This is a genomic window from Mycobacterium sp. UM_Kg1 (assembly GCF_000972925.1).
Classification (GTDB): Bacteria; Actinomycetota; Actinomycetes; order Mycobacteriales; family Mycobacteriaceae; genus Mycobacterium; species Mycobacterium hiberniae.
In genome coordinates this window covers 1-21,107 of the sequence record NZ_JRMK01000004.1, presented here as the reverse complement: position 1 = coordinate 21,107, position 21,107 = coordinate 1, and the positions used below count along the sequence as shown (strand labels likewise).

Below are 21,107 nucleotides of genomic sequence, written 5' to 3'. Positions count from 1 at the left end.
CGGCTACCTGCTCAGCCTCCGCCGACTCCCCGCCAATGCCGCCGCACCTCCATGTCCCGGGCGGCAAACGCATCCCGGGCGATGTCGGCGATGCGGTCGGAGTCGTGCAGGATCTGGCGCAGCTCGGCCCGGAACGCCCTGCGGCGGTCGGCCAGGTCCGGCGCGGGCTCCAACAGACCCTGATCGGCGACCACCTGGCAGGCGGTGGCGAACAGCAGCGTGGACACGGACTCGCTGCTGCGCACGCGCCCCTGCGCCACATACTGGCGGCCGACGCCCAATGCCATCTGGATCAGCTCGTTCTCACCGACGTCGGCCGGTGCGTCGCACAGCACGTCGGCGATGATCGCGTAGGACTCGAAGAACACCCGCAACATCACGTCGGAGGTCACCGGGGTCTTCTCGGACAGGATCTTGTCGATCTCGGCGCTGCCGGCGGCGACGCGGGTCTGCCAGTCGCCGAACCACGACATCTCCTCGGCGAGGTTCTCCCGGAACGCCGCCGAATCGGCGAAGTAGAAGTCGAACTTGAGCAGGTCCCGCAGCCGCATCGCCTGGGTCCAGAACGCGTCCAGCCGGTCGCCGTCGCTGCTGCCGGCGTGGGCCAGGGCCAGCTCGACGATCGAGGTCTCCAGGAAGGCGTGGATCACCGAGTTGCGGTAGAACGATGCCGCGTGTTCGTCTTCCGGCGCGATCCGCCACACCGACTCACGTCCACCGTCGACGCGGGTGACCGGATGCCCGTTGGACATCGCGTCGACGGCCGCGCGCACCCCGTCGCGGCTGCGCAACCGCAACGCACTGGTGGAGATCGGGGTCTGCTTGCGTTCCAGGTAGTCCAGCCCGGCCTGCAGCGAATGGTGGATCTGGTCCAGCGTCAGCGCCAGCCCGTGCGTGGTCAGCAGCAGGGCCGACACCAGGCCGGTGGCGCTGATCGGGGTGACGCGCTGGATCCGCCAGGCCACCTCGATCGCCATCTTCTGCATGGCCAGCCGCTTGGCGTCGGGATCGGTGGCCGCGGCACTGTCGGGGGCGCCGAGGTACTGGCGCATCGATACGGCCTCGGGGAACCGCACGTGGATCTTGCCGTAGTTGCGTTCGCCCTGTGCCTTGATGAACCGGTAGAGCCAGCGCACGCCCTCCGGGGTCTTCTCCCCGCCGCGGGCGTAGGCGGCGTACTCGTCGGTCTCGTGCAGCTGGTCGAAGCTGATCGACACGCCCTGCAGCAGCACGTCCTCGGTGCGCTCGTCCAGGTAAGCGTCGGCCACGTAGGTCATCAGCCCGAGCTTGGGGGGCAGCATCTTGCCGGTGCGCGACCGGGTTCCCTCGATGGACCAGCTCAGGTTGAACCGTTTCTCCATGACGTAGCCGACGTACTCCTTGAGCACGTACTTGTAGAGCGGGTTGTTGCCAATATTGCGCCGGATGAAGATCACCCCGGCGCGGCGCAGCAACGGCCCCATCAGGCCGAACGACAGGTTGATGCCGGCAAAGACGTGGACGGGCGGCAGTCGGTTCTCCTGCATGGCAACCGGCATGACCGCCCCGTCGATGTAGGACCGGTGGGAGAACAGCAGCACCGCGGGGTGGTTCTCCAGCGCGGTCCGCAGCGCCGCCACCTGATACTCGTCGTAGTCGATCTGCGGGTCGAAACCGCGGCTGAGCAGCCGGGTCAGCACCGCGACCAGGTCCACCGACACCCGGCTCCACCCGGTGGAGAGCTCATCGAGCATCTTGCCGGCCTCATCGAGGCTGGCGCCGGGTATGGCCTCCAAACCCTCCCGGAAGCGCGCGGACGCCAAAATCTCGGGTTTGACCAGTCGCGGCGACTTGTATTGCGGCCCCAGGATCCGGTTCTCGGCGCGCGCCAGGGCCAGCTTCGCACGGCGGGTGACGAAGTGCGCGAAGTCGCGGGGATGCTCACCGACGGTGTGCTCGGCCCACTGGCTGCGCAGCTCGGCGACGCTGGCGGGTTCACCGACGACCACCCGGGCCAGCGACGCCTCGGTGCGCAGGATCTGCCGCTGTTGGCGTTCGCTGGGCCGGTAGGGATTGCGGCCGGGCAGCAACGCGGCCACCCGCTTGAGGGCGGAGGCTTCGGCACGTGGCATCCAGAACACCCGCACCGGCAGGATCGACCGCCGTTCGTCATGTTGAAGGTGCCCGACCAGCCGGGCCATGGCCCCGCCGGAGCGCTGTGCGGGGTCGAGCTCCAAAAGTTCGACGCGGACGCCGGGCCGGCCGTCGCGGTAGCGTTCCAGCCACTCGTGGATGAGATCGGCCTCCACCGGCGACGACACGTATGCCAGGACCAGCGTGTCGGCGCTCGCCGACTCCGGGGGCGGCGTGGCCGGCGATGTCGTCACAGGTCCCCCTTCGGAGTCGGCGGCTGGTTATCGGGTGCTTCCTTGGCGGGTGCCTTCTTGGCCGGCGCTTTCTTGGCGGCGGCCTTCTTGGCCGGCACCTTCTTCGCGGCGGCCTTCTTGGCCGGCGCCTTCTTCGCGGGCGCCTTCTTCGCGGGCGCCTTCTTCGCGGGCGCCTTCTTCGCGGGCGCGGTGGGCGCCGACGGTTCGGGGGCCGGCGGCAGCCCGTCGTCCGGCCAGTGCGCGAGGGTGTCCAGATACAGCTGGCGAACCTCGGCGATCCGCTCGGGCAGCGTGTCGAGGGTCCAGTCCGCGACGGAGATCGGCGGGAACACCGCGACGTCGACGGTGCCCGGGTGGGCACTCATCGAGTCCCGGGCCGCGACCACCTCGGCGTTGCGGATGACGATCGGCACGATCGGGAGCCCGGCCGCCATCGCCAGCCGGAACGGCCCCTTCTTGAACGGACCCACCCCGGTGGTGTCGACCCGGGTTCCCTCGGGGGCGATCATCACCGACAGACCACGCTTGGCGCGCTCCTCGACCTGATGCAACGACTCCACGGCCGCCGCCGCGTCGTCGCGGTCGATGAACACCATCTCGGTCAGCTTGCCCAGCGGTCCGGCGATCGGGTCCTTCTCCAGTTCCCGCTTGCCGACGCTGATCCAGTTGTCGCGGACCAGTGCGGCGGTGATCACCGGATCGACCTGATTGCGGTGGTTGAAGATGAACACCGCCGGCCGCTGGGCGGTGAGGTTCTCCTTGCCGATGACGTTGAGCTGCACGCCGTTGAGGCCCAACAGCACCTGCGGGAACACGGTGGTGAAGAAGTTGACGCCCCGGCGGCGGCTGCCACTGAGCAGACCCAGCCCGACCGCCCCCGCCCCCACCGGGAGGATCGAACCGATCCCGGCGAGATTGCGCAGCCGGCCCACCACGCCGCTGCCGCGGCTGCTGAACCGCAGGATCGGCCAGCCCCGCTTGCGGGCGACGGCGGCCATCTTGCCCTCGGGGTTGGTGGGCCGGGGATTTCCGACCAGGTGCATCAGCGCGACGTCCTCGTCCCCGTCGGCATAGAAGTAACTGTCCTGCAGGTCGATGTCGTGCTCGGCGGCGAACTTCTGTACCGCCGCGGCTTTGCCGGGTCCCCACAGGATCGGCCTGACCACTTCGCCGGTGAGCACGCCGTTCTCGTCGGTCACGAACTCGTTCGTGAGGGTGTTGGTGATGCCCAGGAAACGGGCCACCGGTTGCACCTGAATGGTCAGCGCCGACGAACTCAACACCACCGTGTGCCCGCGCGCGAGGTGGGCCCGCACCAGTTCGCGCATCTCGGGATAGATGCGCTTGGCGATCTTCTGGACGAACAGCCGCTCGCCGATTTCGTCGAGGTCGCTGATCGAGCGCCCGCGCAGCGCCGCCGACGCCGTGGTGATGAGTTGCTCGAACTCGATACGGCCGAGCTGGTGGTTGAGCCCGGCCTGGATCATGCCGAACAACTCCCCCAGCCCCATGTCGCGGCTGCGCACCCGCTCCCTGGTGAGGATCACGGCGGTGAAGCCGGCCACCAGGGTGCCGTCGAGGTCGAAGAACGCCCCGATCTTGGGGCCCGGCGGACTGGCGGCTATCTCAGCCACCGAGCCGGGCAGCCGCATGTCGCGCGGCGGCCGGGACTTCGCACTGTCGCTCATGCCTGGCCGCCCAGCTCGAATGACGCCGGAACACAGTGCGGCGCCGGGTCGCCGGCCAGCGCCAGCACCTCGTCGAAGCCCTGCACCAGGCAGGCGGCGAACAACTTCTCGTCGCGGACCGCGGCGCGGTCATAGCGGACCGTAACCGTGCACTCGCCGCCGCGCGAGATCAGCACCACCATCATCGCGATACCCGGCAACGGACCAATTCCGTAGTGCCGCAGCACCTTTGCCCCCGCGATATAGGTCTCGCCGGGATAGAACGCCACATTGCTGGCCTGCACATCGGCGTTGACCACCGACTCGGACATCCTTTCCAGCACCGGGTCAGGAAAGGCGCTGATCAGCGGCGCGATGGAGTCCAGGATGCCCATCGCCGGCTCGTCACGACGTTCGATCATCTGGGCCCGGACCCGTTTGATCCGCTCGACCGGGTCGGCAACCCCGATCGGGGCGGCCAAGTTCACCCCGGTGAACCGATTGCCCCCGGCTGGGTCCTCCTCGGCGCGCAGGTTCACCGGGATCGCCATCGGCAAGGCGGCGATCGGCACCCCCAGCGCCCGGTGGTATCTGCCCAGCGCACCCGACAGCGCTGCCAGATACGCGTCGTTGATGGACCCGCCGCCGGCCTTGGCCGCGCGATGCAGGTCGGCCAGACGCATGTCGATGGCCTCGGTCCGGCTGCCCAGACTGCGCCGGCGCAGCAGCGGGGAGGGTTCGGCCGCCTGCCGCACCACGCGCGCTCCGGAACGGGCGTAGGAGATGGCGCCGGTGACCGCCGACAACGGGTCGCGCACCGTGCGGGTGGCCATCGACAGCGCCCCCGCCAGCGCGTCGCGGGTGCCGCCGAGCAGCGACAGCGGCAGATGGGTGATGCCGTCACGCATCAGGTCGTTGGCCGACAGATCTTCCGGAACCGGCTGCGGCGGCATCGGCCGGGCCGGCGGATTGCGTTCCAGGTCATAGATCCTGCCGAACATCGCGGCACCCCCGACACCGTCGGTGACCGCGTGGCTCAGATGCATGATGGTCGCGGCCCGGCCGCCGGTCAGACCTTCCACCAGCGTGGCCGACCACAGCGGGCGCTGGAGGTCCATCGGTGACTGCAACGACACCTCGGCCATGTCGAGCACCTGACGTAAGCCGTCGGGCTCGGGCACCCGGAGCCGCCGGACGTGATAGTCGAGGTTGAAATCCGGATCCACCACCCAGCGCGGGGCAGCGGTCGGCAGGGTGGGCACCACCACCTTCTGGCGCAGTCGCAGGACTGTGCGGGAGACGCTTTCGAACAGGTTCCGGAACCGATCCCAGTCCGGGGTGGTGTCGAGCAGCTCCACGCCCATGATCCCCGAGCGGGTGCGCGGGTTGGCCTCACCGCGGTGCAGCAGGTAGTCCAGCGGCCCGAGTTCGGTGGGCAGGCCCGCGGCGTCGACGCGCTCACCCACGCCGCGCCACCCCCTCCGACGCTCCGCGCCGCCCTGCTCGACAAACCGAGGCGGCCGTCACCGCACACTCCTGCTGATTCACACACGTCACGGGCACTATTCAACGCTAAATGCCGGCTGACGGCGACGGGTGCCGATTGGCGCAGATCCGCAGCCTCGCCGTCCGATCCAAATACCGTGTTGGCCGGTTCAATTGGCAGCGCAGCCCCGCGGCGCGCTCGGCCGGCTCCAAGCCCCGGTGACCAGCGGATAAACTGGGCCGGTATTGCCTCCGTAGCTCAGGTGGATAGAGCACATGACTTCTAATCTTGTGGTCGCAGGTTCGAGTCCTGCCGGGGGCGCGTAGGCCGGGGTGAAGCACCAGAAGTCCGAACGACATGACATGGTGTCACCCAACGGCGAAAATACCCCCGAAGTCGCCGCGATCTGGAAAGGCAGGCCAATGAGCCACGAACGTACGATCATGCTCTTCACCTTCTTCATGATCGGACTGGTGGCGCTGTCCGCAGTGGTCGTCGCGCTCATCCCCTGATCCGGCGCGACCACCGTATCGGCCCATGACCCGCCCCGACCTCGTCTTATACAGCGTCGCCGACCGCGTGGCGCTGATCACGGTCAACGATCCGGACCGGCGTAACGCCGTCACCGGCGCCATGTCAGCGCAGCTGCGGGCCGCCGTCGAGCGGGCCGAAGCCGACTCCGGGGTCCATGCCGTGGTGGTCACCGGGGCAGGGCGGGCGTTCTGCGCCGGAGCCGACCTGTCGGCCCTGGGTGCGGCGACCGAGGACGGGCTGTTGGCGCTCTACGACGGTTTCATGGCGGTCGCCCAGTGCACGCTGCCCACAATCGCCGCGGTCAACGGCGCCGCTGTGGGAGCGGGCCTGAACCTGGCGCTGGCCGCCGACGTCCGCATCGCCGGACCCGCGGCGGTGTTCGACACCCGCTTCCAGCAATTGGGTCTGCATCCCGGCGGCGGCGCGACCTGGATGCTGCATCGCGCGGTGGGCCCCCAGGTGGCCCGGGCCGCGTTGTTGTTCGGCATGCGGTTCGACGCCCAGGCCGCGGTGCGCCACGGCTTGGCCCTGCAGCTCGACGACGACCCGGTGGCCGCCGCTTTGGCGCTGGCCGCTGGGCCCGCCTCGGCGCCCCGGCAGGTGGTCCTGGCGACCAAGGCCACCATGCGGGCCACCGCCAGCCCCGGTGCCGTCGAAGGCGAGCAGCACGAGTTCGCCAAGAAGTCCGAGCTCGGCCCCCAGGCGGCCACCGTGGAGTCCCCGGAGTTCGCCGCGCGGTTGGCAGCGGCCCGGCGCAGGTAGCCGCGCCCGCCTAGAGGTCCAGCAGCGCGATCTCGGGCTGCTCGATCAGATCGCGCAGCGCACAGAGCAATTGGGCGGCCTGCGCGCCGTCGGCGATCCGATGGTCAAACGCGCATGTCACGCTCAGCTGCGGCCGCACGGCGACACTGTCGCCGACCGCGACCGGCCGCGGTTTCACCGCACCGATTCCCACGACGGCGGCTTCGGGGTAGTTGATCACCGGAACCCCGTCGTCGAGGCCGAGCGCGCCGAAGTTGGACACCGTGAACGTCGCCCCCTGCAGTTCGGCCGGCCGCAGCGTGCCGGCCCGGGCCCCGGCGATCAGCCGGGCCACCTCGGCGGCGAGCTCGCGCGTGGTCTTGCGGTGCGCGTCGAAGATCACCGGGACCAGCAGTCCGCGGTCGGTGGCCACCCCGAAGCCCAGGTGCACCGCGCGGTGCGTGCGGATCTTTGGGCCGTCGGGCGCTTGCACCCAGGTCGCGTTGAGTACCGGGTGGCGGGTCAAAGCGACGATCAGCAGGCGCAGGATCAACACGAACGGGGTGATCTCGGCGCCGCCCGCGGCGGCAAGCCGATCCCGTAACGCCAGCAGGTTGGCGGCATCCACGTGCACGCGGGCATGTGCGTCGGGAATCGTGCTGCGCGACAGGGCCATCCGCTCGGCCATGGCCGCCTGTACCGGGCTCGGTGAACGAAGTTCGTCCTCGAGTGCCGACTGCCCGACGGCGGCGCGCACACCGTCGGCGGTGATCACGCCGCCCGGGCCGGGCGGTACCGCGCTGAGGTCGACGCCCAACTCGGCGGCCAGCTTGCGGGCACCCGGTTTGGCCTTGGGCCGCCCGGTCGTGGAGGTGCAGGCGCGGGTACTGGTGTCGAAGGTGTCGTCGGCGCCGTAGCCGACCAGCACCGGGGTTCGGCCGGCGGGCGCGGGCTGCGGGGCCGCCGCGCCGGTGTCGATGCGCACCAGCGGTGCCCCGACCGCCAGCATGTCGCCGACCGCACCGCCGAGTTCCACGACCCGGCCGGCATACGGGCTGGGGATCTCCACTTCGGCTTTGGCCGTCTCCACCGAGCACAAGGTCTGGTTGAGTTCGATCACCTCGCCGACTGCGACGTTCCAGCTGGTCACCGTCACCTCTTCGAGCCCCTCGCCGAGGTCGGGCACGGTGAAGGTCGCGACCGTGTCAGGTTTCATGGCGCCTCCAGGACCTGCTGGACGCAGTCCAGGAGGCGGTCGGGGCCGGGCAGCCACAGGCGCTCCAGCCGGGCCGGCGGATACGGAGTGTCAAAACCGGTGGCACGCAACACCGGTGCCTCCAACTCGTAGAACAGCTCCTGCTGCAGGCGCGCGGCCAGCTCGGCACCGTAACCGAGGCTGCGCGGCCCCTCGTGCAGCACCACGCATCGCCCGGTGCGCCGCACCGACGCCGCGACGGTGTCGAAGTCCAGCGGGGCCAGGCAGCGCAGGTCGACCACCTCCAGGCTCCACCCCTGGTGGTGCGCCGCGATATCGGCCGCCGACAGCGCGGTGGCCACCCCACCGCCGTAGGTGAGCACCGTGACGTCAGCGCCGGGCCGGCGCACCGCGGCGCTGCCGATGCCCGGCGCCGGGTGCGCGGTGTCGACCGGGCCCCGAGCCCAGTACCGCCGCTTCGGCTCCAGAAACATCACCGGGTCGGGCGCGGCGATGGCATGGCGCAGCAGCCAATAGGCGTCGGAGGGGTCGGACGGCACCACCACCTTGAGGCCGGCGGTGTGCGCCCAATAGGTTTCGGTGGATTCCGAATGGTGCTCGGCCGCGCCGATTCCCCCGAAGGACGGGATGCGAACGGTGACCGGCATCGACAGTGCACCGCGGGTCCGGGTCCGGTACTTGGCCAGGTGACTGACCACCTGATCCAGCGCCGGGTAGCTGAATCCGTCGAACTGAATCTCCGGGACGGGGACGAATCCGCGGATGGCCAGCCCGATGGCGATGCCGATCCCCGCCGACTCAGCCAGCGGTGTATCGAAACACCGTTGCTCCCCGAAGGTTTCGGTCAGCCCTTCGGTCACCCGGAACACCCCGCCCTGCACGCCGACATCGGTGCCGAAGACCAGGACCTTGGGGTCGGCGTCCATCGCGTCGCGCAGTGCCCGGTTGAGCGCGGCCACCATGGTCAGCTCGCCGGTAGGTGCGGGCCGCTCCGGGTGGCTTGCGGCGGACCCGGTAGCGGCCCGCGAAGCGGGTTCGAGAATCCGGGTCACTGGCGCCCCCTGTCCAACTCGGCGCGCAGCGCCGCGCGCTGCTGCCGCAGGTCTGGGGTGATCTCGGCGTAGACGGCGGTGAACACCTCGTCGATGTCGGCGTCGGGGGCGCCGACGGTGGCCTCGCGCAGTTCGGTGCGCGCGCGCTCGGCGGTGTCCTCAACCCGATCCTGCAGGCGCTGCGACCACACGCCGATATTGCGCAGGTAGCTGCGATAGCGCGGGAGCGGGTCGAGCGCCGTCCACTGGTCGAGTTCGGCGGTGCTGCGGTAACGCGTCGGATCGTCTGAGGTGGTGTGCGGGCCCAGCCGGTAGGTGACGGCCTCGATGAGGGTCGGTCCGTCACCGTTGCGCGCTCGTTGGGCTGCCTGCGCCATCACCGCATAGCAGGCCAGCGGATCGTTTCCGTCGACCCGGATGCCCGGCATGCCGTACCCGATCGCCTTGTGCGCCAGGGACGTGGCGGCGGTCTGCTTGCGCAGCGGCACGGAGATCGCCCACTGGTTGTTCTGCACGTAGAACACGCACGGGGCGGCGAACACCGCGGCGAAGTTCAGTGCCTCGTGCATGTCTCCTTCGCTGGTGGCACCGTCGCCGGCGAAGGCGACGGTGACCGAGTCCTCGTGCAGCAGTCGGGCGGCCATCGCCGCGCCCACCGCGTGCGGCGCCTGGGTGCCGATCGGCACCGCGATCGGGGCGCAGCGTTTCGCGGTGAAATCCAGTCCGCCGTTCCAGGTTCCACGCCAGGAGGCCGCGACATGCCATGGCGGGATTCCCCGGGTGAGGAAGACTCCCAGCTCCCGGTACTGCGGAAACAGCCAGTCGGTGTCGCGCAGGCAGGCGACCGCGCCGACTTGGGCCGCCTCCTGGCCGCGACACGACGCGTAGAGCCCCAGCTCGCCCTGGCGTTGCAGATTGACCAGCTCGGTGTCGATCGCACGGGTCAGCATCATCAGCTCGTAGAGCCGGGCCAGCGTCGTCTCGGGCAGTTCTGGGCTGTAGCGACGCTCGCCGGTGGGCGCGCCGTCCTGCCCGATCAGCTGCACAGGTTCCAGGGCGACCTGCGGACCGGTAATCCCTGGCAGCTGGCCCATGCGAGCCTCCTTGTGACGCTGATCTCATTATGCCAGCGCTCACGCCGCTGGCCCTGCGGCCGCGGTGCTCGGCGGTGCGCGTGTCGGCCCGCATCCCCGTGGACAGCGGCGAAAAGGGTCGAAAAGGGTGTCGACCTTCGCTAGCCGGAGACCTCGACGATGCCGTGGGCCCCGTTCTCGGCATGCCGCATGTCGTGGTCCATGAACGGATAGTGACCCGGTTCGCCGAAGCTGAGCTCGACGAAGCCGCCCTGGGCCGGTGCCAGGTCCAAGACCTGCGCACCCCCCGCCGGGGCCGAACCGGAGGGTTCATGCCGCAGCAGCCAGGCGCCCTCCTTGTAGACGGTGTCGAACTGCGAACCGACGACGTGGAACGCGATCGCATCTCCGGGCCCGGCGTTGACCACCCAGATGCGCACCCGCTCGCCGGTACGCGCCCGCAGCGGGGCGTGCAGGTACTGGCCCGCGGTGCCGTTGAACATCCAGCCGTCCGGCCGGCCGGCGCGGATCGCGGCGGGCTTGGTGCCGGAATCCGGTGCGCCGGCATAGAGTTGCGCACCCACCAGCACGTATTCCCGGTCCACCGCGGGCAACCCCGGCGGGTCGATGATCACCGCTCCGTACATGCCGTTGGCCATGTGCAGGGACATCGGCGGGGTGCTGCAGTGGTACAGCCAGGCACCGGCCCGGTGCGCCGTGAACCGGTACACCAGCCGCTCCCCCGGCGCCAGGGTGCGCATCGGCTGATCGGGGGCCAGCGCGCCGGCGTGAAAGTCGATTCCGTGGCCCATCTGCGCGTCGTTGATCACGGTGATCTCAAAGGTGTCGCCGACCCGGCCGCGCAGGGTGGGTGCGGGCTCCGTGCCCGCGAAGGTCCAGCGGATCTCGCGGCGGCCGGGCGCGATCTCCAGTTCGCGGTCCACGGCGCGCAATTCCACGCGATGCACACCCGGGGTCGCAGCGGCCAGCGCCGCGTCATACGGTGCCCACCCCGGCGACGGGTCGGCGGCCAGGTCCAGGGGCGTGGGCGCCGGGGCCATCATGTCGGGGGCAGCGGGCGATCCGGCATCGGGGTGCTGATGCCGCGGGGCGGCGCCGACGGCGTGGATCCGCATCGTCATCCCGGCGGACCGGTGGCCGGGCACATCGCACCAGACGTCCCGGTCCCGGTGCACCGCGCCGAGATCCAGGACAGCGGTCTGACCGCGGCTGAGCCGGGGGGTGCGCTCGCCGGTGTCGACGTGCACGTCGTGCGGCAGCCCGTCGTCGTTGGTGACCCGCAGCACCAGGCGATCCCCGGCCGGGACGTCGATCACGTCCGGGGAGAACCGCATGTTGTCGAGCCGGAGCTCGACTGTGCGTGCCGCACCGACGACACCGGCGGCCGCCGGGGGCGCCGGGGCGCCCGTTCCCCATGCCAGCGCGACCGCGAGCGCAGCCGCGGCGGCCCCGGCAACCAGCCCCGTGACGGCGCGCGGGTGCGGCGGGATCGCGTCGGCGTCCAGCGGACCGCGCAGCGCCACGGGCAGCGCGAGCCGCAGTGCCAGCAGGACGAAGCCGGCGACCGCGACCGCGGCCAGCACCCAGCCGATCAGCGGCAGCGGCGCCGGCCACGGCCCGGCGACCAGCGGTACGGCGAGGTTGATCGCGCAAACCCGCACCTGCCAGCCCTGGTCCAGGTAGCCCATCACCGCTTTACGGATCGTCGGGCCGTGGGCCACCAGGATCGGCAGCAGCTGGCTCAACGCGCCCAACAGGATCTGGGCGACGAATCCGACCGCCAGCATCGGCAGCAGGGGGCTCTCCACGAAGCCGGGCAGCAGGTCCAGCGACCGGCCTGCGATCAGCACGCCCGCCTCGATCACCGCGGCGACACCGAGCCAGGCCGTCGCGCCGGCCAGCATCCACGCCGCGGGCCCGGTGAAGCCGCGGCCCGGCCACAGCCCGGCGATGCACAGCACGACTCCGGCCGCATAGCCGAGCAGCCCGGTGGCGGTCAGCATCGGGCTGCCGCCGAGCAGCCCGGCCGCAACGACGATCAGGGCGGCCGCCAGTGTCGGCAGGGCGCGCCGCGCCATCGCGGCGTTACGCTCGCTGATCTTCTCCCGGATCGTGGTGGGCCACAGGGTGAACAGTGTTCCCAGCACCGTCAGGCCGATCCAGCCGTAGAGCATCACATGCACGTGGGTGATCCACAGTGACTCATACCAACGGGGGATGCCGAAGGCCATCGCAGCACCCGCCGCCGAACCGGCCAGCAGGGCCGCCGCGGCGGCCACGTAGAAGCCCACCAGGTAGTCGAAGCGCGCCGACAGTGCGGATCTCTTCATCGCGAGCAACTCGCCGCCGTGGGCAACCGCGAGCAGGGCGACGCCTGCACCGCCGATCCCGGTCAGGAACTCGGCGCCGGTGATGACGCCGAGCACGCTGGCGATCGCCGCGATGTTGAGCACGCCCAGCTTGGCCACCAGGCGCCACTGCGGCGGATCGGGCACCCGGCACAGCGTGGTGGTGAAGTGCCCCGACCAGGTCACGATCGCCGTGCTGGCGGCGCCGAGCAGCAGGGCGTGCACCGGCAGCCACATCGGTTGCGCCAGGACCCGGTGCGCGATCAGCAGCACCACGGCGACGGCCAGCCAGCTCAGCACCGCCAGGTTGGCGCCGAGGAATACCGGACCCCGTGGGCCACCCCGGCGGTGACCTGCGACAACCGGCACCGGAGGCGGCCCCAACTGGGTCATGGCGTCAGGTTACGGCGGGATTCCGCCCGCCCGTAAGTGCCCTAAGGCATCAGTTGGCGACGAAGCGGTTGTGGTAGTCGCGCAGGCGGTTTGCCACCTCGCCGTCGTCGAGCCCCAGATCAGCGGGCCGGTAGTCCACGGTGCCGTGGCGTCCGCGCGGGTGCTCGACGCAGAACTGCTTCATCGCCGCGCGGGCCCGGGTGTCGAGGGGCTGACCGGCCAGTTCGTAGATGCGGGCGACGGTGCCGTCCTCATCGGCCATGAAGTCGTCGAATCGCACGTCCACGGACTGGTCCGCCGGTAGCACGTCACGGTCGCGCAAGCACCCGCTCAGCAGGTCATCGGCGCGGTCCAGCCAGTATTTGGAGATCTTGACCGGGTCGGGGCGGTCGCAGCCCATCCGCGCGGCGTAGCTGATCATGGTGGCCATCGATCGGGTCACCTCGACCGGGTCCCGGTGGGTGACAACGAAGGTCGCGTCGGGGAAGGTCGCATACAGCGCCGGGAACTGCTCCAGGTGCTGTGGCGATTTGAGCACCCAGCGCGTTCCGCCGCGCAGCCATTGCAGCGCCTGCAGGGTGCGTTTGAGGTACGCATACGACGCGCTCTGATCGTGCGACTTGTAGTGCTGGGCGAAAGTCGGCAGATAGTAGCTGCATTCGAAGAGCATTCCGGAGATGTCGTTGGCCAGCAGCTGGATCTCTTCGTGCGCGTGGTCGACGGTCATGTCGTGCATGCGCTTGAACTCGGGCATCGAGGTGTTGATCAGGTCGAGCCCGACCGCGCATCGGTCCCGCCGCTCCTGCTCGCCCTCACCGGGTGCGGCAATGGGTTCCATGCTCTCCCAATAGGGCAGGTAGCGCAGCGCCGGGTCGGCGGCGATCAGGTTGTGCAGGTGGGTGGTGCCGGTACGCGGCAGTCCACAGATGATGATCGGTCGTTCGATGTCGATGTTCTCGATCTCCGGGTGCGCCGCGATCAGCGCCTCCAGCCGAAGCCGGTTCACCAGATGGCCCACCAGTTGTTCGAATGCCATCGCCCGGCCGACACCGGACAGCTCGGCCTCGTCGGTCAGGGACCCGCAGAGCACCTCGAGGCGTTCCCGGAATGCGTTGTCGCCCCAGTTGTCCAGACCGGTTCGCTCCGCCGCGGCCCGCAGCAGTGCGTCCGGCGTCAGGTGCAGCACGGCGCCGTAGCCGGCCAGGCCCTCGCGCATCGGGGCGGCGGCTTCGGGAAAGACGGGCGAGGCAAGGTCCTCGAGCCGGATCGCGCTCACGAGGCCGCCTCCGTCACGTCGATGACCCGGCAGGTCAGCGGTGCAGGGGTGGTTTCGGGCAAAAACCAGCGCAGCCAGATCAACCCCTTCGACCGGCCCGCCGTCGACACCCAGTTCGGATGCCCGGGATCGGTGTCGCTGATCACGATCTGCCATGACCCGTCCGGGGCGTAGCTGACCTGAGCGCCGTTGATGGTGACGCGTTCGCGGGTGTAGTCGTAGGTGTGCAGGAACGGATTCCACAGGCACAGGTTCCAGAAGACGCACTCCGGTGACGTCCCCTCGATGAGCAGCGCCTGGCCGGGCTGCAAGTCGTAGGCACCCATCGCATAGGCGGCATCGCCGGCGGCCCAGCCGACGGTGCGGCTGGGTACCGGGTAGGGCTCCTGCAGTGCGTTGGCCGGCAGCCGTACCGGGGCCATGGCGGCCTGTTCACGAATCCAGGTGCGGGCCGCCCGCATTCGCCGGCTCAGATCCGCCGGACTGTCAAGACGGCGCCCTGCGCCGTCGAGTGGTTCGATCTGCCAGCGGACCCGCCGACCGGTGCCCGGCTCGGTGAAGTAATCGCGGGTGAGGATGAATACGGCGTCGGGTTCCAGTTTCAGCCAGTTGCCCGGCTGTTCGGTGGAGCTGATGACGAAGTCGAAGTTGCCGTCGGCGTCGCAGTTCAGGTCGCGGTCGTTGATGGTGTCGATGATGCGGTCGCTGTAGCGCCCGTCGTCGGGGCCACCGTAGACGGTCATGGACAGGTAGACGGCGTCGCCGCGGTTGCCGGTGACGCGGTAGCTGCGGCTCGGGTCGATCGGCGCGAGCTGGTAGAAGGCGTCCGAATTGTCGCCGCCCCATTTCAGGTAGGGGCCGATCACGTCGGTGAGGATGGGCTTGTCGGCATCGCCCCAGATGTAGGCGTCCGCAGCCACCCGCAGCAGGCTCAGCGCCCATCGGTAGCCGTCGAGCAGATCTGCCTCCTCCAGCGGTGGATCGGCGGTCAGCAGCCGCTGCTCGACGGCACGGACCTCGTCTAGCAGCTCGCCGAACGCCGTTGACAGTTGTGACTCTTGGTCACTCACCCCGGTTCTCCTTCGTTGTCATTGCCCGCAACAGCAACGAGCACAGCCGATCGGGCGCATCGGCGGTGTCACCGGCGAAGCCGTGGGCCAGCGCGAAGCTGGTGCCCACCACCGCGTCATAGGCGATCTCGGCATCGACGTCGGCGTCGAGTACGCCTTGCTCGATGCCGGTGCGGACCAGCGCGCCGAACGCGGCACGGGTCTTTTCGTCGAGCAGCTGTTGGGTGCGGATGAACAACTCCGGGTCGCGGTGCCGATCCGACAAGATGCCCAGGGCCGCCGCCGCCACCTCCGGTGCGTTCCAGAACGCGAACACCCCGGCGACGAAGTGGCGCAGGTCGGCCTCGAAGTCCCCCGAGCCGGTCAGCACGTCGCCGGCCTCGGCGGCGCCGAAGACGGCGTCGAACACCAGGTGGGTCTTCGACGGCCAGCGCCGGTAGATGGTGGGGCGGCTGACCGCCGCCTCGCGGGCGATCGCCTCGATGGACAGCTGGTCGTAGCCGTCTCGGGCCAACAGCCGCCGGGCGGCCTCGGTGATGGCCTGCTCGGTGCGCGGATCGCGAGGCCGTCCGCGGCCGGCCGGGACCGAATCCGCCGTCACGGTCGCCTCTGTAGCACACGCACACCCAAAACAATTACACGCCGTAACGTAATTGGTCAATGGTGTTGCGGCGCCTGACTGCGCAGCTCAGAAGGCGTAGCGGTGGTACTGCGACATGTTCGCCACCGCCGGAATCAGCGACATCGCCGCACCCAACGCCCGGTAGCCGCGCGGCAGTCGGTGGAAGGTGTCTGATTCGAACCAGCGCTGCCAGGCCACGAGCCGGACCCCGGGAACGGCGGCCAGGATGTCATCGGGGCCGTTGATCGCCCAGTGCAGCCTCGCCCCGGATCTGCGCACCACCGCGTTGGACCACTGGGACTTGATGCCGAGCCAGTTGAAGGCGTCGAACTGCAGCTCCCCGCTCGGGGCATGCTCGACGACCCGTTGCAGCAACGCCACGCCGTCGGCTTCGGTCAGATACATGGTCAGGCCTTCGCCGAGCATCAACGTCGGACGTCCCGTGGGGATTTCGGTGAGCCAGGACGGGTCGGTGACGCACGCCGCGACCACGTGGTTGTGCCGCTGCGCGGGAAGCAGCTGCCGGCGCAGGTCGGTCACCGCCGGATAGTCGATGTCATACCAGTCGACGCCGTCGCCGGGCTGCAGCCGGAAATAGCGGGCGTCGAGCCCACATCCGACATGCAGCACCACCGCGTCGGGGTGGGCCGCCAGAAATCGGCGGGCCCAGTTGTCGAAGTGCGCCGAACGGGTTGTCACCGAAGGGGATCGCGCCGCCGTGATGGCCGTCTGAGACCAGTCGTAGTCGATGCGTTCGACCGTTGCCTTGGCGTAGCGATCGCCCAGGATGGGGTCGGCCCGGTCAGCGTCCAGGGCCTTGGCGTACAGCGTCGCGAGCATGGTCTGCGGCGCGCCGCGCAGCTGCACCCGGACCTTGTCCTGCGTCATACCACCCCACGCTAGCGCCGCATCGGAATCGGGCGGGGCGCAGCGGAGGGGCGGCAGTTCAGCGCTACCGCGCCATCCACTGACGTTCAACGGCTTTGACCAGTGCGGTCAGCGTGGAGTTCACCGGGGCCGGCACCCCCACGTGGGCGGCCGTGCGCACCACGGCGCCGTTGATGACGTCGATCTCGCTGACCCGGTGGGCCAGGTGATCCAGCAGCGCCGACGGTTTGGCATCGGGCATCTGGGCGCCGAAGGCCCGGACGTGGGCGACCGGGTCGGCGACGTCGATGGCGATCCCGGCGGCGCGGGCCACCGTCCAGGCCTCGGTTGCGGTGGCCCGGCTGACCGGCCCCATGGCGGTGTCGTCGTCCATGACCTGCCCCACCGTCATGCCGGTCAGCGCGCACGGCGCACTGTAGGCGGCGTTGCAGATCAGCTTCTCCCACTGCATGGCGGCGATGTCGGCGACGGCGGCGGCGTCGAAACCGGCCTCCGACCACACCTGGGCGATGGTGTCGACGACCGACAGCGGCAGCCCCGCGTAGGCGCCGAAACGGACCGCCCGCATCGCGTTGTGGTGCACATGCCCGGGCGCGGGCCGCGAGGCCCCGAATCCGCTGGCGATGCCGACCGCGACCCGGCCCGCGCCGACGATGTCGGCGACGGTGTCGGCCGAGCCGAGCCCGTTCTGGATGGTCAGCACCGGGGTGTCCTCGCCGAGCAGCGGCAGTGCCTGCGCGGCCCCGGCGGCGACGTCGGCGGCCTTGACCGCCAGAATCACCAGATCCATCGGCTCGTGGGGCGCGGTGGTGGCCACGCGCATGGGCACCACCTGGTCGGGCTGGGGGCCGCTGACCCGCATGCCGTGCGCGGCGATGGCCTCGACGTGCGCGCTGGACCGGTCCACGGCCAGCACGTCGTTGCCGGCCGCCGCCAGTCTGGCCGCGTAGATGGATCCCATGGCGCCGCAACCGATGACCGCGATCTTCATCTGCTCATCCCACCAGGTCGGCGATCACGGCGGCCAGGTCGGGCTTTTGTTCCAGACCGAAACCCGGGGCGTCGGTGGGCGCGATGGTGCCCCGCTCCAGGACGCAGCCGGGCGCGTAGCCGCCGAACGGCGCGAACACCCCCGGGTAGGACTCGCAGCCGCCCAGGCCGAGCCCGACCACGATGTGCAGGTTGATCAGGTGTCCGCCGTGCGGGAAGGCGCAGCGGCGGTCGAAGCCGTTGTGCTCCAGGACCTCGATCATCCGGGCGTACTCGGTCAGCCCGTAGCTGAGCCCGGCGTCCATCTGGAAGATGTCGACACCGGGCCGCATCCCCCCGTAGCGGACCAGGTTGGTCGCGTCGCGCACCGAGAAGAGGTTCTCGCCGGTGGCGACGGCGCCGTCGTAGCCGGCGATGACGGCGGCATTCAACGCGAAGTCGAGCGGGTCGCCGGGCTCTTCGTACCAGCGCAGCCCATAGGGGTGCAGCGCCTTGGCCCACTGGACCGCCGCGGCCTCGTCGAATCTGCCGTTGGCGTCGACCGCGACCCGGTCACCGCCGCCGAGGATGTCGATCACGGCCTCCAGGCGCGCCAGGTCCGCACTCATCGGGGCCCCGCCGATTTTCATCTTGACCGCGTCGTAGCCCAGATCGAGGTAGCCGCGGATCTCGGTCCGCAGCCGCTCCAGGCCGGTCTGCGGGCCGTCGCCCGGGTAGTAATACCCGCCCGCGGCATACACCGGTACGGCGGTACGGGCGGTGTCGCGACCGAAATACCCGGCGATGGTGCGGTAGGCGGGTTCGTCGGCCAGCTTGGCGTTGAGGTCCCAGCAGGCCAGTTCCAGCGCCGCCGCCGCACCGGCCCGGTCGCCGTGCCCGCCGGGCTTCTCGTCGGCCATGGCGCACTGCAGCACCCGGGCCGGATCGATCCGGCCGGTGTCGTCGAGCAGCGCATCGGGTGCCGCGCGCAGCACCCGCGGGATCATCCGATCGGCCAGGATGCCGCCCTGGGCGAACCGGCCGATCGAGTTGAACGCGACACCGGTCACCGGCCTGCCGTCGCGGATCTGGTCACTGACGACGGCGACCAGCGACACCGTATGGCGGGAGAAGTCCACCAGAGCGTTGGCGATCGCGCCACGCAACGGCACCGACGTCTCGACGATCTGGGTGATGCGCATGCGCGCTCAGTCCTCCTGGTGGGTCATTCCGCTCGCCGCAGGATCGCTTCGGCGTGGCGCAGCACCGGCGAGTCGACCATCTGCCCTTCGAAGGCGAACACCCCGCGCTCGCTCTGCGCGGCGGCGAGCACCCGGCGCGCCCAGTCGACCCGCTCGGGGGCCGGCCGGTAGGCGTCCCGGACCACCGCGACCTGGCTCGGGTGGATGCACACCGTAGCAGCGAATCCGACGGCGGCGCCATCGAGCGCCTCGGCCCGCAGGCCGTCCAGGTCGCCGATGTTCAGATAGACGGCGTCCAAGGCGGTCCGGCCGAATGTCGAGGCCGCCAACAGAACACTGGACCGCACATGCCGGGCCACATCGCGGTACCGGCCGTCGCTGTGGCGGCTCGAGCCGCCGCCCATGGCCGCGACCAGATCCTCGGCTCCCCACATCATCGCCACGCACTGGTCGGCGGCGGCGATCTCCGCGCAGAACACCGCGCCGCGCGGGGTCTCGATCAGGGCCACCACCTGGCGGGGCGCCAGTGCGGCGACCTGCGCGGCGGATTCGGTCTTGGCCAGCATCACGGTGGTGTAGGCCGTGTCAGCCAGCGCCTCGAGGTCACGGGCCTGATCGGCGGTGCCTGCCGGGTTCACCCGAACCACCGTGCGTTCGGGATCAAGAGGGTTGCGCCGCAACGCCTCCCGTGCGGCGGGCCGATCCGCCGCGGCCACGCCGTCTTCCAGATCCAGAATCACCACGTCGGCCACCGCGGCCGCTTTGGCGTAGCGCTCCGGCCGGTCCGCCGGGCAGAACAGCCAGGCCGGTCCGGTGCTCACCGCGCGTCCTCGGCAGGCCGCTTGCGCACCAGCGTGGTCCGTACCGCCCGGGCGACGACGTCGCCGTTCTGGTTACGCCCGACGTGCTCCAAGGTCACGATTCCCTCACCGGGACGGCTGTTGGACTCCCGCTTGTCGGTGCACACCGTCTCCGCGTACAGGGTGTCGCCGTGAAACACCGGCCGGGGGAACGACACCTCCGAGAAGCCCAGGTTCGCCACGATGGTGCCCAGCGTCAGCTGAGCGACCGACAGACCGACCAGCGTGGAGAGGGTGAACATCGAGTTCACCAGGCGCTCACCACGGAACCCCGGCTGCTGAGCCGCCCAGGCCGCATCCAGGTGCAGTGACTGGGTGTTCATGGTCAAGGTGGTGAACAGCACGTTGTCGGCCTCGGTGATGGTGCGCCCGGGCCGGTGGGCGTAGACCGTGCCGATCTCGTACTCCTCGAACCACAGGCCCCGCTGCTCGACCGTCTTCGTCATACCGCTTCCCTCTCCGTTCGGCTCGCCGTTGCGCATTCCGCGGCGCGGGTCGGTGGTCACAGTCCCAGCGACCGCGCGATGAGCATCAGCTGCACCTCGGTGGTGCCCTCGCCGATCTCCAGGATCTTGCTGTCCCGGTAGTGCCGGGCCACCGGGTATTCGTTGATGAAGCCGTAGCCGCCGTGAATCTGGGTGGCATCGCGGGCGTTGTCCATCGCCGCCTCCGAGGAGATCATCTTGGCGATCGCCGCTTCCTTCTTGAACGGCTTGCCCGCCAACATCTTCGCGGCAGCGTCGTAGTAGGCGGTGCGCGCCACGTGGGCGCGGGCCTCCATCCGGGCGATCTTGAAGCTGATCGCCTGGTAGGAGCCGATGGTCTGACCGAACGCCTCACGCTGGCCGGCGTACTTGACGCTCTCATCCACGCAGCCCTGCGCCACTCCGGTCGCCACGGCCGCGATCGCGATGCGGCCCTCGTCGAGGATGGACAGGAAGTTGGCGTAACCCCGGCCCTCCTCACCGAGCAGATTGCCCTGCGGAACCCGGGCGTCGGCGAAGGTGAGCGGGTGGGTGTCCGAGGCGTTCCAGCCCACCTTGTTGTAGGCCGGCTCGACGGTGAATCCCGGGGTGCCGGACGGCACGATGATCGTGGAGATCTCCTTCTTACCGTCCGGGCGGGTTCCGGTGACCGCGGTGACGGTCACCAGTGAGGTGATGTCGGTTCCCGAGTTGGTGATGAACTGCTTGGTGCCGTTGATGACCCACTCGTCGCCGTCGCGGCGGGCGGTGGTGCGGGTGCCGCCGGCATCCGAACCGGCGCCCGGCTCGGTGAGGCCGAACCCGGCCAGCGCACGGCCGGTCACCAGGTCCGGCAACC

Annotated in this window: 15 protein-coding genes, 1 tRNA gene and 1 pseudogene; 2 read left to right on the top strand and 15 right to left on the bottom strand. The window is 70.0% G+C overall.

Annotated elements, in window-relative coordinates:
- Positions 1-11 precede the first annotated feature (11 nt).
- Positions 12-4,018, bottom strand: a pseudogene (locus LI92_RS24585) (glycerol-3-phosphate 1-O-acyltransferase).
- A gap of 32 nt (positions 4,019-4,050) precedes the next feature.
- Positions 4,051-5,499 (bottom strand): wax ester/triacylglycerol synthase family O-acyltransferase, encoded by a 1,449-nt coding sequence (locus LI92_RS01260; protein WP_046315065.1) that lies wholly within the window; start codon positions 5,497-5,499, stop codon positions 4,051-4,053.
- A gap of 267 nt (positions 5,500-5,766) precedes the next feature.
- Here LI92_RS01260 and LI92_RS01255 point away from each other — a divergent pair.
- Both LI92_RS01255 and LI92_RS01250 read left to right on the top strand, forming a co-directional pair.
- Positions 5,767-5,840 (top strand) — tRNA-Arg (locus tag LI92_RS01255).
- Between the two features lie 216 nt (positions 5,841-6,056).
- Positions 6,057-6,815, top strand: coding sequence for an enoyl-CoA hydratase (locus LI92_RS01250; protein ID WP_046315064.1), 759 nt, complete (start codon positions 6,057-6,059; stop codon positions 6,813-6,815).
- 10 nt (positions 6,816-6,825) lie between these two features.
- On the opposite strand, the gene LI92_RS01245 is transcribed toward LI92_RS01250, so the two are convergent.
- The 13 genes from LI92_RS01245 to LI92_RS01185 form a co-directional block, all read right to left on the bottom strand.
- Complete coding sequence (locus LI92_RS01245) at positions 6,826-8,010, bottom strand: dihydrolipoamide acetyltransferase family protein (protein ID WP_046315063.1); 1,185 nt, start codon at positions 8,008-8,010, stop codon at positions 6,826-6,828.
- Positions 8,007-8,972 (bottom strand): alpha-ketoacid dehydrogenase subunit beta, encoded by a 966-nt coding sequence (locus LI92_RS01240; RefSeq protein WP_046315062.1) that lies wholly within the window; start codon positions 8,970-8,972, stop codon positions 8,007-8,009. Before LI92_RS01240 ends, LI92_RS01245 begins: the two co-directional genes overlap by 4 nt.
- 86 nt (positions 8,973-9,058) lie before the next feature.
- Positions 9,059-10,156, bottom strand: a complete 1,098-nt coding sequence (gene pdhA, locus LI92_RS01235; protein WP_046315061.1) for a pyruvate dehydrogenase (acetyl-transferring) E1 component subunit alpha — start codon at positions 10,154-10,156, stop codon at positions 9,059-9,061.
- A gap of 140 nt (positions 10,157-10,296) precedes the next feature.
- The gene (locus tag LI92_RS01230) at positions 10,297-12,897 is read right to left on the bottom strand and encodes a multicopper oxidase domain-containing protein (RefSeq protein ID WP_052740670.1); all 2,601 of its coding nucleotides are present in this window, start codon (positions 12,895-12,897) and stop codon (positions 10,297-10,299) included.
- Positions 12,898-12,946: 49 nt separating this feature from the next.
- Positions 12,947-14,173 carry a sulfotransferase family protein gene (locus LI92_RS01225; RefSeq protein WP_046315060.1) on the bottom strand — a complete coding sequence of 409 codons (1,227 nt, stop codon included), beginning with the start codon at positions 14,171-14,173 and terminating at the stop codon, positions 12,947-12,949.
- Positions 14,170-15,243 carry a DUF1214 domain-containing protein gene (locus LI92_RS01220; RefSeq protein WP_046315059.1) on the bottom strand — a complete coding sequence of 358 codons (1,074 nt, stop codon included), beginning with the start codon at positions 15,241-15,243 and terminating at the stop codon, positions 14,170-14,172. The genes LI92_RS01225 and LI92_RS01220 overlap by 4 nt, the downstream gene beginning before the upstream one ends.
- The gene (locus tag LI92_RS01215) at positions 15,236-15,844 is read right to left on the bottom strand and encodes a TetR/AcrR family transcriptional regulator (protein ID WP_046315058.1); all 609 of its coding nucleotides are present in this window, start codon (positions 15,842-15,844) and stop codon (positions 15,236-15,238) included. The genes LI92_RS01220 and LI92_RS01215 overlap by 8 nt, the downstream gene beginning before the upstream one ends.
- Positions 15,845-15,931: 87 nt before the next feature.
- The gene (locus tag LI92_RS01210; RefSeq protein WP_046315057.1) at positions 15,932-16,753 is read right to left on the bottom strand and encodes a class I SAM-dependent methyltransferase; all 822 of its coding nucleotides are present in this window, start codon (positions 16,751-16,753) and stop codon (positions 15,932-15,934) included.
- Positions 16,754-16,817: 64 nt separating this feature from the next.
- Positions 16,818-17,744, bottom strand: coding sequence for a ketopantoate reductase family protein (locus LI92_RS01205; RefSeq protein ID WP_046315056.1), 927 nt, complete (start codon positions 17,742-17,744; stop codon positions 16,818-16,820).
- 4 nt (positions 17,745-17,748) lie between these two features.
- Positions 17,749-18,924, bottom strand: coding sequence for an enolase C-terminal domain-like protein (locus tag LI92_RS01200; RefSeq protein ID WP_046315055.1), 1,176 nt, complete (start codon positions 18,922-18,924; stop codon positions 17,749-17,751).
- Between the two features lie 23 nt (positions 18,925-18,947).
- Positions 18,948-19,745 carry an HpcH/HpaI aldolase/citrate lyase family protein gene (locus LI92_RS01195; protein ID WP_046315054.1) on the bottom strand — a complete coding sequence of 266 codons (798 nt, stop codon included), beginning with the start codon at positions 19,743-19,745 and terminating at the stop codon, positions 18,948-18,950.
- The gene (locus LI92_RS01190; RefSeq protein ID WP_152665295.1) at positions 19,742-20,266 is read right to left on the bottom strand and encodes a MaoC family dehydratase; all 525 of its coding nucleotides are present in this window, start codon (positions 20,264-20,266) and stop codon (positions 19,742-19,744) included. The genes LI92_RS01195 and LI92_RS01190 overlap by 4 nt, the downstream gene beginning before the upstream one ends.
- A gap of 20 nt (positions 20,267-20,286) precedes the next feature.
- Positions 20,287-21,107 (bottom strand): acyl-CoA dehydrogenase family protein (locus LI92_RS01185; RefSeq protein ID WP_046315053.1); only part of this gene is annotated, 821 nt, incomplete at its 5' end.

Coding starts and splice junctions, on each gene's coding strand:
- LI92_RS01250 (WP_046315064.1), top strand. CDS start 6,057: ATGACCCGCCCCGACCTCGTCTTATACAGCGTCGCCGACCGCGTGGCG.
- LI92_RS01245 (WP_046315063.1), bottom strand. CDS start 8,010: ATGAAACCTGACACGGTCGCGACCTTCACCGTGCCCGACCTCGGCGAG.
- LI92_RS01240 (WP_046315062.1), bottom strand. CDS start 8,972: ATGGTGGCCGCGCTCAACCGGGCACTGCGCGACGCGATGGACGCCGAC.
- pdhA (WP_046315061.1), bottom strand. CDS start 10,156: ATGGGCCAGCTGCCAGGGATTACCGGTCCGCAGGTCGCCCTGGAACCT.
- LI92_RS01230 (WP_052740670.1), bottom strand. CDS start 12,897: ATGACCCAGTTGGGGCCGCCTCCGGTGCCGGTTGTCGCAGGTCACCGC.
- LI92_RS01210 (WP_046315057.1), bottom strand. CDS start 16,753: ATGACGCAGGACAAGGTCCGGGTGCAGCTGCGCGGCGCGCCGCAGACC.
- LI92_RS01205 (WP_046315056.1), bottom strand. CDS start 17,744: ATGAAGATCGCGGTCATCGGTTGCGGCGCCATGGGATCCATCTACGCG.
- LI92_RS01200 (WP_046315055.1), bottom strand. CDS start 18,924: ATGCGCATCACCCAGATCGTCGAGACGTCGGTGCCGTTGCGTGGCGCG.
- LI92_RS01190 (WP_152665295.1), bottom strand. CDS start 20,266: ATGCGCAACGGCGAGCCGAACGGAGAGGGAAGCGGTATGACGAAGACG.